At 36.5% G+C, this 16293-nt stretch carries 14 protein-coding genes; 5 read left to right on the plus strand and 9 right to left on the minus strand.

Going from position 1 to position 16293, the window contains the following annotated elements; translation table 11 throughout:
* The first annotated feature begins 56 nt into the window (after positions 1-56).
* Positions 57-950, plus strand: a complete 894-nt coding sequence (locus LB465_RS03525; RefSeq protein ID WP_224467063.1) for a YihY/virulence factor BrkB family protein — start codon at positions 57-59, stop codon at positions 948-950.
* A 135-nt stretch (positions 951-1085) separates the two neighbouring features.
* Complete coding sequence (locus tag LB465_RS03530; protein WP_224467065.1) at positions 1086-1325, plus strand: hypothetical protein; 240 nt, start codon at positions 1086-1088, stop codon at positions 1323-1325.
* Between the two features lie 107 nt (positions 1326-1432).
* Here the strand turns inward: LB465_RS03530 and LB465_RS03535 are convergent, their stop codons facing one another.
* The 8 genes from LB465_RS03535 to LB465_RS03570 all read right to left on the minus strand — a co-directional run bounded on the left by LB465_RS03535 (position 1433) and on the right by LB465_RS03570 (position 9035).
* Positions 1433-3778, minus strand: coding sequence for a TonB-dependent receptor (locus LB465_RS03535; protein WP_224467067.1), 2346 nt, complete (start codon positions 3776-3778; stop codon positions 1433-1435).
* A gap of 46 nt (positions 3779-3824) precedes the next feature.
* Complete coding sequence (locus LB465_RS03540; RefSeq protein ID WP_224467070.1) at positions 3825-4142, minus strand: hypothetical protein; 318 nt, start codon at positions 4140-4142, stop codon at positions 3825-3827.
* A 6-nt stretch (positions 4143-4148) separates the two neighbouring features.
* Entirely contained in the window at positions 4149-4451 is a 303-nt protein-coding gene (locus LB465_RS03545; protein WP_224467072.1) for a DUF6787 family protein, read from the minus strand.
* A gap of 44 nt (positions 4452-4495) precedes the next feature.
* Positions 4496-4915 (minus strand): DUF6146 family protein, encoded by a 420-nt coding sequence (locus LB465_RS03550; RefSeq protein ID WP_224467074.1) that lies wholly within the window; start codon positions 4913-4915, stop codon positions 4496-4498.
* Positions 4916-4976: 61 nt separating this feature from the next.
* On the minus strand, positions 4977-5597 hold the full coding sequence (locus LB465_RS03555; protein ID WP_224467076.1) for a DUF937 domain-containing protein: 621 nt from the start codon (positions 5595-5597) through the stop codon (positions 4977-4979).
* 163 nt (positions 5598-5760) lie between these two features.
* A complete protein-coding gene (locus LB465_RS03560) occupies positions 5761-6714 on the minus strand; it encodes a D-2-hydroxyacid dehydrogenase (protein WP_224467220.1) in 954 nt (317 codons plus the stop codon).
* A gap of 164 nt (positions 6715-6878) precedes the next feature.
* Positions 6879-7943, minus strand: coding sequence for a 3-phosphoserine/phosphohydroxythreonine transaminase (gene serC / locus LB465_RS03565; RefSeq protein WP_224467078.1), 1065 nt, complete (start codon positions 7941-7943; stop codon positions 6879-6881).
* A gap of 42 nt (positions 7944-7985) precedes the next feature.
* Positions 7986-9035, minus strand: a complete 1050-nt coding sequence (locus LB465_RS03570; RefSeq protein ID WP_224467080.1) for an acyl-CoA reductase — start codon at positions 9033-9035, stop codon at positions 7986-7988.
* Between the two features lie 134 nt (positions 9036-9169).
* On the opposite strand from LB465_RS03570, the gene LB465_RS03575 reads away from it, so the two are divergent.
* Positions 9170-9523, plus strand: coding sequence for a 4Fe-4S dicluster domain-containing protein (locus tag LB465_RS03575; protein WP_224467083.1), 354 nt, complete (start codon positions 9170-9172; stop codon positions 9521-9523).
* 97 nt (positions 9524-9620) lie between these two features.
* Here LB465_RS03575 and LB465_RS03580 read toward each other — a convergent pair whose 3' ends face one another.
* Positions 9621-10499 carry an AraC family transcriptional regulator gene (locus LB465_RS03580; RefSeq protein WP_224467085.1) on the minus strand — a complete coding sequence of 293 codons (879 nt, stop codon included), beginning with the start codon at positions 10497-10499 and terminating at the stop codon, positions 9621-9623.
* A 217-nt stretch (positions 10500-10716) separates the two neighbouring features.
* On the opposite strand from LB465_RS03580, the gene LB465_RS03585 reads away from it, so the two are divergent.
* Positions 10717-11289: a T9SS type A sorting domain-containing protein gene (locus LB465_RS03585; protein ID WP_224467087.1), complete on the plus strand. Its 573-nt coding sequence runs from the start codon at positions 10717-10719 to the stop codon at positions 11287-11289.
* A 203-nt stretch (positions 11290-11492) separates the two neighbouring features.
* Entirely contained in the window at positions 11493-16199 is a 4707-nt protein-coding gene (locus LB465_RS03590) for a PAS domain-containing protein (RefSeq protein WP_224467089.1), read from the plus strand.
* Positions 16200-16293 lie beyond the last annotated feature (94 nt).

Below are 16293 nucleotides of genomic sequence, written 5' to 3' on the forward strand. Positions count from 1 at the left end.
ACCGCTTTTGCTTTTAAATGTTTTATGTAATTTACCTTGAATGTAAAATTTATGCAATGTCAGAATTTGACCAGGATAGACCAGTAATTTCCAATCCATCAAAAATTTCATTCTCCGGATGGAAGAAAATAGCTTTTATAATAAAGGATAAAATAGACGAAAATAATTTAAGTATTGTGTCTGCAGGCGTAGCTTTCTATGCATTTTTAGCAATCTTTCCGGCAGTTATGGCTCTGGTTTCTATTTATGGTTTGGCGGTGACTCCGGCTCAAATTGAATATCAATTAAATCAGCTTGGCACGATGTTACCGGATGAAGCATTTGGTATCGTAGAGCAAAGGCTGGAGGCGTTTATATCTACATCCGGAAAAGCACTGGGTTGGGGAATGGCAATAGGTATATTGTTTAGTATTTGGAGTGCCAATAAAGGAATGAAGTCTTTATTTAGAGGTATTGATATCGCCTACGCAACTCGAAGCACACGCGGATTTATAAAACAAAATGCACTTACTTTATTGTTCACTTTTGGCGCTATAATACAGGTTATTTTAAGTATGGGTTTAATTGTGGCTTTTCCTGCTGTTGTGGGAGAATTGGGTTTGCCCCAAAATATAGAAAGCCTAATTAGTTGGTTACGCTGGCCAATTTTGGCCATTATAGTTGGTTTTTTTCTCTGTCTTATTTATAAATATGCGCCAGAGCGCACCAATCCTAAACTAAGGTGGGTGATTCCCGGTGCATTGGTTGCTACCATTCTTTGGTTAATCGCTTCTTGGGGTTTTTCGTTTTATGTAAGTAATTTTGGAAGTTATGGGGAAGTTTATGGTTCTATTGCCGCTGTGGTTATTATGATGTTATGGCTTTTTATTAGTTGTTTTACAATGTTGCTCGGAGCTCAAATTAATTCTGCTACAGAGAGATACGCTAAGAAGATCACTTCATTTAAATAAATTTCAAGCGAAATGTAAGTCTGCGTAAGACCGTTAAAACTGTGTTATTTGAAATCTCTTTAACGTTAGAAATGCAGAATTACCTCGATATTTAATTAACCGAAAAATTCGGGGTAAAACCATTAAAAAAAAATTATGACTAATCAGGTAGTACAAACAGGTATGAAATGGCTTAAAAGAGCTGTTATCTTTAAAGCAGGCAAAATGATCATGAAAAAACCAGCAAGTGCACTTGGGGTTGGAGCAGTAGCAGCAGGGGCTGGAATCGCAGTTTATAGCTTATTTAAAAAGCGTAATAAAAAAGACCTAACCCATATTGACAATATTGAAGACAATAATCCTGAAATTGAAGGGAAAAATAAAATTGTAATATAAAACTGCTAAAAGGTAAAAACCTCACGGTCCCTTTCGGTATTGTGAGGTTTTTTATAAGATTTATTAAACAGGCTTACTTATGCCTGTTTCTTTTTTCAATTACATTATTAAAGGAACCATCTAACCGAAACTGAAATATTTCTTCCAATATTAGAAATACCATCAGATTTTAAGCGGGAAAGGTGGGAAATATAATCTTTATTCAGAATATTGTTCGCGCTTACTCCAATTCTCATTTCTGTAGTATTTATGGCGAACTCTCCTCCAAATCCAGCACCTAAAAGGCCGTAGCCACCTGTACGGGTTTCGAAGGCACTCACGTTATTTTGATCGAATACATTTTTAAGCCTTACAAATGCATATTTGCTATAGATTTTCTCATCGGAATTATCAAATTCCAACCTAAAGGTATTGGTTATGGAATTTGCCGGAATTAAGGGCAAATACTCTCCATTATTTCTTTTTCCCGTCACGGTTTCAAAACTACTTTCCAAATGAAGCCAGTCTAAAGGATGTGGATGAATATGGACACCTATTTCCCCACCATACAATTCAGCATTGTTCTGGGTGTATTCAAAAACAGGGTTTTCTTCGATTAATTCGCCGGTGGGCTCCAGATAAATATAATCGTTTATCGTATTATGAAATCCGTTTACGAAAGCTTCAAAATGCTTGTTCCGCCATTCTAAAGAAAGATCTACCTGGAAATTCTGTTCATTATCAAGGTTTTGATCTCCAACCTCATAGCGATTTGTCCCGTGGTGAGAACCGTTAGAAGTTAATTCCGATAAATTAGGCGCTCTAAAACCGGTAGCAAGATTTAACCTTGCACTTAATCTTTCAGAAATAATATATTTTGCACCTAAGGCTCCATTAATACTTTTGTATGAGTTATTTACAGCGGCAATTTCTCCACCTTCGTGCGCATGTTCAAGCTCTTCTACGTGCTCTTCACCTTCAGGCTCTTCTTCAGCGTGTTCCTCTTCGTGTGGTTCCACGGCTTCACTGTCAATACTCCGGGTATCAAATCTTAAGCCTCCCTGGAAATCCCATTTATCAAAATGCACATGGGTAGTAGCAAACACTCCAAAATCTGTTGTAATGGCATCTGGAATTAAAATTTCTTCGCCGTAATTGGTATTGGTTTGATGCATTCCCTGAACTCCCAAAATGGTTTCAAATCTTCCGGTTCTGGGTAAATTATATTGAAGGTTATAATTTAAAGTTTCCAAATGCATTTCCAGTGCGGGATGATCTGCGCCTTCTTCCTCTTCGAGGTGTTCTTCTTCCTCTGCGTGCTCTTCTTCACTGTGTTCCTCTTCGTGAAGATGTTCTTCAAACTCTTTTCGGTTATTATATTGATATCCAATTTTAAAGTCTAAACTTGAATTATTAAAATAAAGTTTGTTTTCTAAGCTTAGAATATGATTATCAATTTCCTGATAGGGAAGAAGAGGATCTTTATCTGTAGATTGTTCGCCTATTTCCTCCGGAATTCCAATATTAGATTTATTGAAATTATACCTTAAATCTGTTTTAAATTTGGCATCCTGGTAGCCAATTCCTGCTTTAAAATCGGTTTCATTAAAGCGGGTATTGGTCACTCTTTCCCCATCTCCGGTTTCGTAATCGCTGTGAGCGGCATAACTTCCACGGGCCAGGAATTTTAGCTTTTCTCCTGAAGTTTTAGCCATTACGCTTCCCTGGTAACCTTGAGTATTACTAAAATAATTCACATCAGCTTCAGCATTTGTTTCATTTGCTGCAGCATATCTTTCAGGATTCAGGTAAAGAACTCCACCAATAGCGTCGCTTCCGTAGAGAAGGGAAGCAGGGCCTTTTATAACCTCAACGCTTTCAATTCCTTTAGAACTTATTCCAAGACCGTGTTCGTCTCCATATTGCTGGTTTTCCAACCTAACACCCTGTGTATAGACCAAAACCCGATTAGAGCTTAAACCTCTAATTACAGGTTTCCCAATTCCCACACCTGTAGTTAGGCTTTCTACTCCGGCAATCTGGGTTAGTCCGTCGCTTAAAGAAATAGCTCCTTTTCGGTTTAGATCAGCTACGTTTTCACGTTCTACGCGCATTACATTTTCGCTTTGCAATTGATGAAAAGGAGTAGAGACAATCACTTCTTCCATTTCTATGGCCGACTTTTCTAAAGTGATATTTAAGCTGGAAGTTTCAGGAAAATCGAGTTCGTTGGAATAAGTCGCAAAACCAACCGATGAAATCACAATTTTAAATTTTCCGTTTGGAATATTTTCTACCCTAAAATTTCCATCAATATCGGTCATATCGCCTTTACTGAGTTCTGGAAAATAAACATTAGCACTAAATACCGGTTCTCCAGTTTCAGCATTGGTAACCTGGCCCGAGAAACTATTCTGAGCATATATAATGGGGCTCACTGCTAAAAATAGCAATGAGAAAAGTAAACTTTTCATATTAATTTTTTAAATAATTATACTTCTAACAAATAAATTCGAATTGTTAGGCAGCCATAGGTGGACCGCGAAGCTCAAAGGGGAGCCTTTGATAATCACTTAAAAATTGATAAAAATCGGAGAATTGTTTTTTGATCTGCTTTTCTAAAAGCGGTTCAAAACTAATGAAGTCTGCAGCGAGTACCGGACTTTGATTAAAAGAATGTAATTCACAGTCCAGGCTACTCTCGTGAAAATGCTCATCGGCATAATTAACACATAATTCGTGTCCGTGCCCGCTGAAGATATGCGAGAAACTAATTACCATAGGAAGCAAAAGCAGAGCCCCTAAAAGTATAGCGAATATGTGTCTAAATATTTTCAAAAATAATTATTGGAATAATTTTGCAAATCCCATTCTGCTTAGCATTTTCTTTTCGAAAGCCCAAAAGAATTGAAACTGGCCAAAAATCCAGCCGAAACTAACCAATAGAACCTGGTAGATAGGAAAAATGAGAAAAATTCTTGCACTCCAGTAAACCGCCCAATGAGAGGAAGCTTCGTAAATACCCAAAAGATTACATAAAGGTTCAGCTAATTTAGCCGATGTAGATCCAGTAATGGCGAATACTATAAGAATTACAAATATCTGCCAATTAGAATCTATACCCCAACGTGCTTTTAATTTATTCATGTGGCAAAAATACTAAAAGCATCGGAGAATTAAAATAATGAGTGTTAAATACGCGTAGGGACTGAAAAGCTTTGGTTATAATGCCTACTGAAATACACAAAGTAATTGTACAGGAGATAGTTAACTTCGTACCCATAATCTATATTAGGCTCATAGTTAATTTGCTGTAAATAAAGATCTGGATTATAAACCTGTGGTTGTCTTACCCGCTGATTATACTCTGAAACCAAAAATCGGTTTTTGTTTTCCAGGTATTGCTGGGAATAATAACCTTCGGGTTTAGCGATGGAATTAATGAAAAGGTTGAATCCCGGCTCTATAATTATGATCTCATACTCAAGGCTATCGTTTGCAATACGAACCGTATCCTCATTTATTTGTGAATCTCCCAGGTTTCTATCTCTTGAACTTCCGCAGCTATAGATAAATAGTCCCAGTAAAAATATGTAAATAAAATTTTTCATTTTTGTTTCTCTCTGAAGCTTTAAATACTCTGAATAATTTAAAGCAAATTATGTTCCTAATTTATTTACCGCCTAACATACCACCAAGCAGGCTGCCGCCTTTTTTACCTTTTTTTCCGCCAAAAATCATTCCTGATACATCGTCTATAACGCTGCTATCCCCATCGGCATCCAGTAAAGTTTCGACCAAAGATTGATCGTGAGAATTGTTGGAGCCCATAACCGATCCTAAAAGTCCTGATAAACCGGAAGCGCCAACATCATCTTTCCTCTTTTGCTGACCTAATATGCCCATAATAACCGGTGCAGCCATTTCAAGAATATAATTAACCGTGGATTCATCTATATTTAAGGTTCCGGCAATTGTTTTGCTCACCCCACTTTGTTTTGCCCCTAAAACGTGACTTAGAATTTTACTGCCTTCATTAGTAAGTTCTTCTGGATTTTTATCTCCTAAATTATCTAAAACATCGCCATTATGCTTTTCGCTTTGTAAAGCCTTATTTAAACTTTCGGCACCTTTAGGATCTTTTGCGTTTCGTTTCATCGCACCAAGTATTAGTGGCATAGCCATACCAAGTACCGAAATTATTTTGGTTTTATCTTCAGAAGTTTTTGAGCTGGCTTTGTTTACTAGCTGTTCTCCTGTTTGTGTATTTAGTAAATCTAATATTGAAGCCATAATTTTAATTTTTTAATCGATAATCGAGATTTAACTGCGCCAAGGTTTGCCTAGAAGTCAAAATTTATTATCCAATGATGCTCCTTGGGGCTTGTCCCGAAGAAATTTACTAAATCAATTTACAGCTTTTAAGCAGCATCTAACGTTAAAGCTTTATTATAATCTACTTTTTAAAATGTGAAATAATTTGATTTGAAAGTTCTAAACCTATGCGTTCCTGTGCTTCCAGGGTAGAAGCTCCAATATGTGGACTCAAAGAAAGCTTTTCATTCATCAACAATTTAATGGCCGGTCTTGGTTCGGCTTCAAAAGTATCTAAGCCGGCAAATACAACTTTACCGTCTTCTATGGCTTCCAGAAGTGCGACTTCATCTATCACTCCACCACGAGCAGTGTTAATGATACCAACTCCCTGTTTCATTGCTTCAATTTGCTTTTTACCAATTAGCGGTTTAGATTGTGCCGGCACGTGTAATGTGATAAAATCTGAATGCTTTATTAGCTCTTCTACAGGTTCTGTTTTAATCGGAATTTCTATGCTTTGGTGGTTATAGAATTCCAATGAAATTTTTACTTCTCCAACTTCTTTATCACTGGCTATAACTTTCATTCCCAGACCTAAAGCGATTTTGGCAACTTCGCGTCCAATTCTTCCAAAACCAATAATTCCCAGGGTTTTCCCTCTAAGTTCAATTCCTGCTGAATAGGATTTTTTTAATTCCTTAAACCGAGACTCACCTTCTAAAGGCATATTCCTGTTAGCATCGAATAATTTTCTTACTCCACTAAAAAGATGGGCAAAAACAAGTTCAGCAACCGAGCCTGAAGCCGCCTGAGGTGTATTAATGACTTTTATGCCTTTACTTTCGGCATAGTCTACAGCAATATTGTCTAAACCAACACCGCCACGACCTATCAATTTCAGGTTTTTACATGCATCAATAATCGCTTTGTCTACGGTGGTAGCGCTTCTAACAAGTAAAACCTGTATGTCTTTAGAATTTATATAATCGGCCAGTTGTTCCTGGGCTACTTTGGTACTTATTACTTCAAAACCTGCTTTTTCAAGCTGTTCTACACCGGCTTTTGCAAGACCATCGTTGGCGAGGACTTTTATCTTTTCTGGTTGATTTAGTGTTGTGGGTTTATTAAAAAAATCTTCAGGTTTCATCTGTTTAAAATTTAATCCCTGGCGCGGGAATTTGATACAGGATTACAATCGTTTTCCTGTATGTTGTCAATTTTTGCGTCCAGCATCATGCTGGTGTTATTTATTTTGAATTATGATTGTTTTTCCAGCTGCTGCATAGCTTCAACCAGTACTTTTACACTTTCAAGGTCTAGTACGTTATACATAGAGGCACGGTAGCCTCCCACACTTCTATGGCCGTTAAGTCCGTTGATGCCGGCATCCTTCCAAAGTTTATCAAAAGCATCTTTTTTGCTTTCATCGGTAAGGGTGAAGGTGGCATTCATTGGCGAACGATCTTCAACTTCAGCAAAACCTTTAAATAAGGGGTTTCGGTCTATTTCATTATAAAGGAAGTCGGCTTTTTCGGCATTTCTTTTTTCCATTGCTGTAATCCCGCCGTTGGTTTTAATCCATCTCAAGGTTAAAAGCGACACATAAACTGCATAAACAGCCGGGGTATTGAACATACTGTCTTTATCCAGGTGTACTTTGTAATTTAACATTGAAGGAATTTCCCGTTCAACTTTACCTAAAATTTCTTCTTTGATTACGACCAGTGTCGTGCCTGCCGGGCCCATATTTTTCTGGGCTCCTGCATAAATAAGATCGAATTTTGAAAAATCCAGTTCCCGGGAAAATATATCGCTACTCATATCGCAAATCAGTGGTGCATCAACTTCCGGGAAATCTTTAATTTGAGTGCCGAAAATCGTGTTATTGCTCGTGCAATGAAAATAATCTATATCAGACAGGATTTGATAATTTTTAGGGATATAATTGAAGTTTTTGTCTTTAGAAGAAGCCACCTCAATCACTTCACCAAAAAGTTTCGCTTCTTTTATCGCTTTAGAAGACCAGGTTCCAGTGTTGAGATAAGCGGCTTTTTTATTTAGCAAATTATATGCGGTCATTAGAAACTGCATACTGGCACCTCCCTGTAAGAACAAGGCTTTGTATCCTTTATCTTTAAGTCCTAAAAGTTCCAGGGAGAGGCCGCGGGCTTCTTCCATCACATCTACAAAAGCAGCGCTGCGATGCGAAATTTCCAAAATTGACAATCCTGAATCCTGAAAATCTAAAATACCTTGCGAGGCTTCTTTAAAAACTTCCTGTGGTAAAATACAGGGACCTGCGCTATAGTTATGTTTTTTCATAGTTGGTTTATTAGTGGTTAGTTCCTCTGGGAGGTTCTTTATTTAAAGCTTTTCTAAAAATTTTAAAGTATCAACGCCATCGGCATAATCCCACAATTTTGGTTGCTGGGTTTGGCCGAAATCAACATCGGCCTTTGTTCCTACAACACATTGCAGGTTTTCTTTATTTTGCTGAAGTTTTTCCTGTAATTTTTTTTCATCTTCATATTGTTCATAAAACAAGGTGGCAATAGGAGAGCCGAAACTTTCATCCTCTTTTAAAATAAGAAATCCGTTTTCCAGTAATTTAAATTCACTCATTAGATATACTGCCTTATTATAATCGTAATTGTTAGCATATTTAGCTGAATTCATTAAAGTATTCCACGGGAACATCGCTTTAAAGAAATCGTCAAAGTCATATTCTTTAGGAACGTAAAGTTTAGAAACATTACGGCAACCCAGGCCAAAATACCTAAAAACATCCTCACCCAACGCTTCCAGGTCTTCTTTGCTTTCTTTACCGGTAAGAATAGCTACCGAGTTTCGGTTCTTTCTTATAATGTTTGGTTTCCCTTTAAAATAATAATCAAAATACCGGGCAGTATTGTTGCTTCCGGTAGCTATAACCGCATCAAAATCATTAAGCCTGTCTTCAGTAAATCTTATTCGGTCTTCAAATTCTGGAGCGATATTCATTAAAAAACCAGCAATTACAGGTAACAATTGCTTATCGTTAGAAGATTGCTTCACCAAAACTTTATGTCCCGAAATTAAAACCGAAAGAAAATCGTGAAATCCAACCAGCGGAATGTTTCCGGCCATAATAATGGCTACTGTTTTTTCTTCTGTTTTTTCGAATTTGTATGGTTCCAGCCATTGCTCCAAATTGCTTTGCGTTAGCGCTTTGCTCCATTGCTGAAGTGAGAAAATCACGTTTTCTCGGGTAAACCAACCGTTGTAATGAACAGCCTGATCAATTTTATCATTTAATTCATTAAAAAATCTTTCGTTTTCAGCCGATATTTTTATTGAATCATTAGTGCTATCCCCAAAAAGACTCAGGAATTTTCCTACTTGAACAAAATATGATTTTCTTTCTTCGATTGTCATTTCCTTATTTGGTTATGATAGCCAATGGCTTTAAATTTGTAGCGCGAAATTAAAACTTAAGCCGGCAAACTCCTAAAAAAGGACGGGAAATACCACCTAAGTTTTACGTTAATTAAATTACAAAGAAAAAAGCTATGGCAATTGTTATAACAGATGAATGTATAAACTGTGGCGCTTGCGAGCCCGAGTGCCCGAATACAGCGATTTACGAAGGTGCAGATGACTGGCGTCATGCTGATGGAACCGACCTTGAAGGCCATGTAGTGTTACCCAATGGTAAGGAAGCAGATGCTAACGAGGCCCAGGAACCTATTAGTGATGAGATCTATTATATTGTACCCGATAAATGTACCGAGTGTATAGGTTTTCACGAGGAGCCACAATGTGCCGCAGTATGTCCCGTAGACTGCTGCGTTCCAGACGATGAACACGTAGAAAGCGAAGAAGAATTACTCGCCAAGCAAAAATTTATGCACGAGAACGAATAAATTCTATTCTGAATTTAAAATATAAAAGATCCTGTTTCAACTGAAACGGGATCTTTTTGTTTTCTCTCCATTTTAGATTTAAAAGTCATAGATGGACTTAAGAAACTGCAAACTTGATCTCATTGCGATAAACCGAAGGTGACTTGCCTGTAAACTTCTTAAACTGCTTATTAAAATGACTAAAATTATTAAATCCGCTTTCAAAGCAAACATCAGTGATGCTTATTTGCTTTTCGTGCAGTAATTTAGCCGCGTGTACCAGGCGGTATTCGTTCACGAATTGAACAAAGGTTTTCCCTGTAGTTTTCTTAAAGTACCTACAAAAAGCGGGTACAGTTAAGCTTACCACATTGGCAATCTCTTCCAGGGCGATATTTCTTTTAAACTCGTTCTTCACAAAGTTAAAGATTACATTAATCCGGTTGTGGTCTTCCAGCTCGGTATCCAGCACAAAACCTTCGGCATTTAATAGTGTGAAATCTTGGGCGTTTTCCAACATATTAAGAACATCAAGTAAACCCAGCAACCTTTTATAGTTAGTGAGGGAATTTAAAGCTTCAATTTTGTCACCAATAAGGTTTTTATCTTCGCCGTGAAAAACAATTCCATTTTTAGCCCGCTCCAGTAAAACCCGTACATTTCTCATTTCGGGGATCTCCCAGAAATTCCTTCCGAGGAAATCTGGGCTAAATTGTATAACGGTTTCCCGGTCGTTATCGGTTAAGCTGTCGGTAAAGCCGCAATGCGGCAAATTAGCGCCAATTAATATGAGATCGCCCTGCTGATAATAGGAGACGTGGCTCCCAATTTGTCTTTTTCCCGAACCACCATTTACGTAAACCAGCTCTATTTCGGGATGATAATGCCAAAACGTGTGGTTTTTATTCTGATGTTCCTGGTTAAAGCTTTTAAAGGAAAACGAACTTCCAAAGCTTGGGTCAACTTTTTCAAAAGAAGGCTTACTTGTTTTTATCATATTCTCAACAAATTAACTTTTAGGTAATACAGGCGTAACATAAGCTTGTGATACAAAATAACTTAAAAATATGCTATATGCACAATAAATGAATATTAAATAATTGTAAAGATCAATATAGCACATTTTGTTGTTTATTCACTACTATTCAGCGGGGTAAAAGTGGTCTATCTTTGTAAATGTAAACAAGGGGTGTTAACAATTAAAAATCAAAATTATGAAAAAACTATTGAAAAATTCGTTATTGCTAGTAGCTTTAATAACCGGTATAAATCTATACGCTGCTGATCGTGTGGAGGTTAGTGTGAATGAAGGACAAACTCTAATTGTTGAGTTAGATGATGTAAGTACAGTGAGTTTAGAAGATGCTTCAGGATTTATTCTTTTTAAAGATAGTCCGGCGCTAGATGGAAACTATAGAAAGCAAATAGATTTTAGCCGTATTCCTACAGGAACTTACTTCTTAAACTCTGAAGATCTGAACGGAATTTATACCACGGTAATTAAAAAATCCTCCACTGGATTAAGCATTGAAGATAAAACTGCTGCAGTGGTATTTAAACCAATCTATAGAGTAGAATCAAAACAAGTTAGATTTTTTCTTACCAATCCTGCTGAAACTTATGCCAGCTTAAGAGTATATGATGCTGCTGGAGAACTCGTAGGAGAAATTAAAGAAAAAGGGTATACAGTTAGTAAAACACTAGATTTTTCAAAAATGCCAAAAGGTGAATACACTTTTAGACTAAGTGTTGCTGATAAGGTTATTACTGAAAAACTGTCTATTTAAATTAGTTAATTAATTCAACCAAAAGCAGGGATTTGTACCTAAAATTCCCTGCTTTTATTATTTAATAACCGAAGTTGGTTTCCCTGGCTTCGGTTTTTTTATGTCGTGACCTAAACTGTTTCACAGATTTTAAGTATTTTCAACGTGAAATAAAGTTTTGTTTTTCAAGACAATTAAACTTAGCCTTGTAACCCAAATTTATAATGATTAACCCCACACACTTAACTGAGCTATTCCAATCTTTTCCAGATAACTGTTTTTTATTGAAACCAGATTATCCAAAATTCACAATAATTGAAGTAAATCGCTCCTTTGAAAAAAGTTCCGGTATGTCACGAGACGAACTGATAGGGAATGGTATTTTAGAGGCTTTTGGCAGGGAGCAGGCCGATCAGGAATTTATTGATATTCTTTCTAAATCTTTAAGAAATACTCTAGAAGCAGGTGAGCCAGATCATATTCCGGAGGTACGGTATGATCTACCCAATCGGGAAACTGGTAGTTTACAACGCAAATTTTGGGAGGCAGATAGTATTCCTATCAATAATGCTAAAGGCGAAACCGAATTTATCTTACACCGTGTTCGCGATATAACCCAGATAGTTTTTACTAAAGAAAAAGAGCAGGTTTCATTAAAAAAGCTTCAGGAGAATGAAAAACTTTTAAAAGAGACCCAGGAGGTAGCTCAAATTGGAAGCTGGGAATTGGATATTGGGAAGAGCAGGCTGTATTGGTCCGATGAGCTCAAGAATATACATGAGGTGGCGCAAGATTATATTCCTCAGCTTGAATCTGCAATTGATTTTTATAAAACTGATAAGGAGAAAACTCTAATAAAAAATGCGGTTTCAAAAGCCATAGAAACCGGCGAAGCATTTGATCTGGAACTGGAAATAATTACGGCTAGCAATAATGAAAAATGGATACGTGCTACAGGGCAAACGGAATTTAAAAACGGAAAATGTATTCGTGTTTTTGGTGCTACTCAGGATATTACCTCACGCAAGCAAACTGAAATAAGGCTTGAAAATATAAACGATAACATTCCGGGAGTTGTATTTAGATATAAGCTTAAACCTGATGGGGAAGATGAAATGATGTATGTTAGTGAGGGTTCCAGGGAAATTTGGGGTATTGCACCTTGCGAAGCAGCTCGAAATAATGAAAAAGTTTGGAACTTGTTTTATGAAGATGATATCGATGAGCTTAAAGAAAGCATTCGTGATTCTGCAGAAAAATTAAGTTTATGGTCTTATGAATGGCGCGTTAATCACCCCGAAAAAGGATTAAGATGGAACCGAAGTTCTGGATCGCCCCAAATGCTTTCAGACGGTAGTGTTATCTGGGATTCCATTATTTTGGATGTTACAGAGGAAAAAACAGCTTATGAGTTACTTGAGTTAAACGAATCCAGGCAACGTGGTCTTTTAGAGTCACAAACCAATTATGTGATTAGGACCGATATTGAAGGAAATTACACTTATTATAACAATAAATTTGATGAAGATTTTGGCTGGATCCACGAAGATGAAGGGTTGATTGGTCAAACTTGTATGATCTCAATTGTTGAAGAAGACAGGCAAAAGGTAGAGAACACGGCTATAAAATGTTTAGAAAATCCTAGTAAGACTTTTCAAATAGATATAGGAAAACCAAGGCGGGACGGGAGGATTCGAACTACAGTTTGGGATTTTACTGCTTTATGTGATGCCGAAGGAAACCCTGTCGAAATTCAATGTATAGGAATAGATATTTCAGAAAAGAAAGAAGCGGAGACTGCCTTAAATGAAGCAAAAGAACAATATGAAGGCCTAATAAAAAGTATAGATGGTGTTTTTTGGGAATTGGATATAGAAAGCTTTGAGTTTATTTTCGTGAGTGAACAGGCTAAAAATTTATTGGGAATTGAACCAGAACAATGGTATCACGATCCAAAATTCTGGGAAAGCCATATTCATCCTGAAGACCGTGAGTATGCTATTAATTTCTGTGCGAGCCAGGTGGAAAAAGGCAAGAATCACAGTTTCGAATACAGAATGCTTAAGGGGGACGGCAGTTATACTTGGATAAGCGATATAGTATCGGTTGTTAAGGAAAACGGAAAACCAAGGTGGTTACGTGGGATTATGACCGATATTTCTAAAAGAAAAAAGACAGAAAGAGACCTGGAGGAAAAACGATCGCGTTTAGATCAAATCATGAACGAGTCTCTTGATATAATTTCCATAATTGATGACAGTGGTAATTTTATAGAAATTAATAAAGCTGCAGAAAATATTTTAGGTTATTTCATTGAAGAATTAAATGGAAAAGCCTTTATGGATTTTGTATATGAAGAAGACAAAGAGAAAACCGAAAAAGCAACCATTGACATCAAAAATGGTATTCCAATGACCAATTTCGAAAATCGCTATGTTGCAAAAAACGGTGAAGTTATTCCACTAACCTGGTCAGCATATTGGGATAAGAAAGAAGATCTTGTGTATGCAATTGCCCGGGATTCACGGGAAAGAAAACAGGCAGAAGAACAGCTACAATTAAGTGAGCAGCGTTTTAAAGGTTTGGTACAGGAGGGTGGAGATCTTATAGCGCTATTAGATGAAAATGGGGATTATAAATATGCCAGTCCAACTTCAATTTCGGTATTGGGATATAGCCCCGAAGATTTCAGTAATCGAAATGCTTTTGAGTTTATTCACCCGGAGGACGTGGAAAGAGTTAAAAAGAAATTTGAAAAGATATTATCTCGAAAAAGGTTAGAAATAAGTCCGTTTAGATTTAGTCATAAATATGGTGGCTGGCGTTGGTTAGAAAGCACGGTAACCAACCTTATGGACGATCCCGCTGTAAAAGGCTTTGTCGCAAATTCCAGGGATGTTACCGAAAAATTGCGTTTTCAGGAACTGGAATATCTGGAGCGTAAGGTCTTGGAAATGAATTTTAAAAAGACTTCCCGATTAAAAGAAATTTTAAATTTTTATGTGCAAAATCTGGAAAGGATAAATCCAAATGCCTATTTCGTAATTCAAAAACTTGAAAACGAGCAATTATATAGTTGGGCTTCAGGTAAAATTCAACCTGATTTAATACAAGCTTTGAATGAACAGGGAATAGAAGAAAAAGATAGAATTTGTTCAAGGCTTGATAAAGGTAAAGCTATTATTCATAAAATTGATGATGCTGGGAATTCTAATTTAAAATCTGTAGCCTTGGCAAATAAAATTGAATCTTGCTGGACTTATCCAATTATAGATTCAAAAGGAAATACTCTAGGGATTTTCACGATTTTTTATAAAAATGATTTTTTTCCTGAAGAAAAGCAGGAGCAAAGAAGTATTAAAAGATCGGTTGGGTTATTACAATTAATAATTGAATTTCAGTTAAATGAAATTGCTTTAAAACGCAGTAACCAGCGATATGAATTTGTAAATAAAGCTACCGAAGATGCCATTTATGACTGGGATGTAGTAAAAGACGAATTAAAATGGGGAGATGGATTCTATAAAATGCTTGGTCGCGATAGGGAAAACGGAACATTTCCACTTGAAAAATGGAGCGAACGCGTACATCCCGAAGAGATAACTGAGGTTGTTAAAAGCTTAGAGGACAGTTTAAAGGATAAAAATAAGTATAAATGGGATTCTGAATATCTTTTTAGAAAAGCTGATGGCACTTATCTAAGTATAATTGATAATGGTTATATTATTAGAAGTGATGAAGGAAAGCCGGTAAGGATGATCGGGGTGCTGCGCGATATTTCTGATATTAAAGCATACGAAAAAGAACTTGAAAGCGCGAATGAAAGATACCGGTATGTAACTAAAGCCACTTCAGATGCTATTTGGGATTATAATGTTGTTGACGGTAACTTATTTTGGGGCGCCGGTTTTGAGACTTTGTTTGGATATAGATTAAATGAGTTTAAGCCACAGCTATCTACTTGGTATAATAAAATTCATCCCGAAGACCTGGAAAGGGTTTTGGATGGTTTCCAAAAGTTCATTCAAGGAGAAGAGACTATTTGGGAAGAAGAATACAGATACAGAAATGCACATGGAGAATATTTAGATGTTTTTGACAGAGGTTTTGTGGTGCGGGATAAAAAGGGAAAAGCCCTTAGGATAGTAGGTGCAATGCAAGATATTACCCGTAAAAAGCAATACGAGATCTCTCTAACAAAACTGAATGCTGATTTAAAGGAAAGAGCTAAAGAGCTGGCAATATCAAATGCCGAACTGGAGCAATTTGCTTATGTTGCATCTCACGATCTCCAGGAACCGCTTCGTATGGTAACCAGTTTTTTAACCCAATTAGAAAAAAAATATGCCGATGTACTAGATGAAAAAGCTTTGCTATATATAGATTTCGCAGTAGATGGTGCAAAAAGGATGCGTCAAATTATTCTAGATCTTTTAGAATTTTCGAGGGTAGGAAGAACCGAAGATAAGCTTGAAGATGTAGCTGTAGATGATATTTTAGATGAAATAAAACATTTATACCGAAAAAGAATAGAAGAACGAAAAGTGAAAATAATAAGTAAGGACTTACCTGTTATAAAAGTTCCAAAAAGTCCTATCCGGCAGGTTTTTCAGAATATTATTAGTAATGCGATTAAATATAGTAAACAAGAGGTTAATCCTATAATTACAATAGATGCTATTGAAACCGAAGATTTCTGGAAATTTAGCATACAAGACAATGGTATTGGAATTGACAAGGAATATTTTGATCGTATATTTGTGATTTTTCAGCGTTTGCATCGTCGCGACGAATACTCCGGGACAGGAATGGGGCTGGCAGTAACGAAAAAAATTATCGAAAATCTTGGAGGACAAATTTGGGTGGAATCAGCTGAAGGAGAAGGAAGTAAATTTAATTTCAGCATTTCAAAAAAGATTGCAAAATTGTAAGAAATTTATTACAATTTTATGTATTTTAGGTTTGCCTTAGAAATGAGTTAGACGTTTTAGTTAATTCTCATTTAAATCTGTATTTTTATTATTA

Source organism: Salegentibacter lacus, from assembly GCF_020164555.1.
Classification (GTDB): Bacteria; Bacteroidota; Bacteroidia; order Flavobacteriales; family Flavobacteriaceae; genus Salegentibacter; species Salegentibacter lacus.

What these genes read in the sequence shown, in the direction of transcription:
- LB465_RS03535 (WP_224467067.1), bottom strand. Translation starts at nt 3,778, where the DNA reads ATGAAAAGTTTACTTTTCTCATTGCTATTTTTAGCAGTGAGCCCCATT.
- LB465_RS03570 (WP_224467080.1), bottom strand. Translation starts at nt 9,035, where the DNA reads ATGACAATCGAAGAAAGAAAATCATATTTTGTTCAAGTAGGAAAATTC.
- LB465_RS03575 (WP_224467083.1), top strand. Translation starts at nt 9,170, where the DNA reads ATGGCAATTGTTATAACAGATGAATGTATAAACTGTGGCGCTTGCGAG.
- LB465_RS03590 (WP_224467089.1), top strand. Translation starts at nt 11,493, where the DNA reads ATGATTAACCCCACACACTTAACTGAGCTATTCCAATCTTTTCCAGAT.
- LB465_RS03545 (WP_224467072.1), bottom strand. Translation starts at nt 4,451, where the DNA reads ATGAATAAATTAAAAGCACGTTGGGGTATAGATTCTAATTGGCAGATA.
- serC (WP_224467078.1), bottom strand. Translation starts at nt 7,943, where the DNA reads ATGAAAAAACATAACTATAGCGCAGGTCCCTGTATTTTACCACAGGAA.
- LB465_RS03555 (WP_224467076.1), bottom strand. Translation starts at nt 5,597, where the DNA reads ATGGCTTCAATATTAGATTTACTAAATACACAAACAGGAGAACAGCTA.
- LB465_RS03585 (WP_224467087.1), top strand. Translation starts at nt 10,717, where the DNA reads ATGAAAAAACTATTGAAAAATTCGTTATTGCTAGTAGCTTTAATAACC.
- LB465_RS03530 (WP_224467065.1), top strand. Translation starts at nt 1,086, where the DNA reads ATGACTAATCAGGTAGTACAAACAGGTATGAAATGGCTTAAAAGAGCT.
- LB465_RS03550 (WP_224467074.1), bottom strand. Translation starts at nt 4,915, where the DNA reads ATGAAAAATTTTATTTACATATTTTTACTGGGACTATTTATCTATAGC.
- LB465_RS03580 (WP_224467085.1), bottom strand. Translation starts at nt 10,499, where the DNA reads ATGATAAAAACAAGTAAGCCTTCTTTTGAAAAAGTTGACCCAAGCTTT.
- LB465_RS03525 (WP_224467063.1), top strand. Translation starts at nt 57, where the DNA reads ATGTCAGAATTTGACCAGGATAGACCAGTAATTTCCAATCCATCAAAA.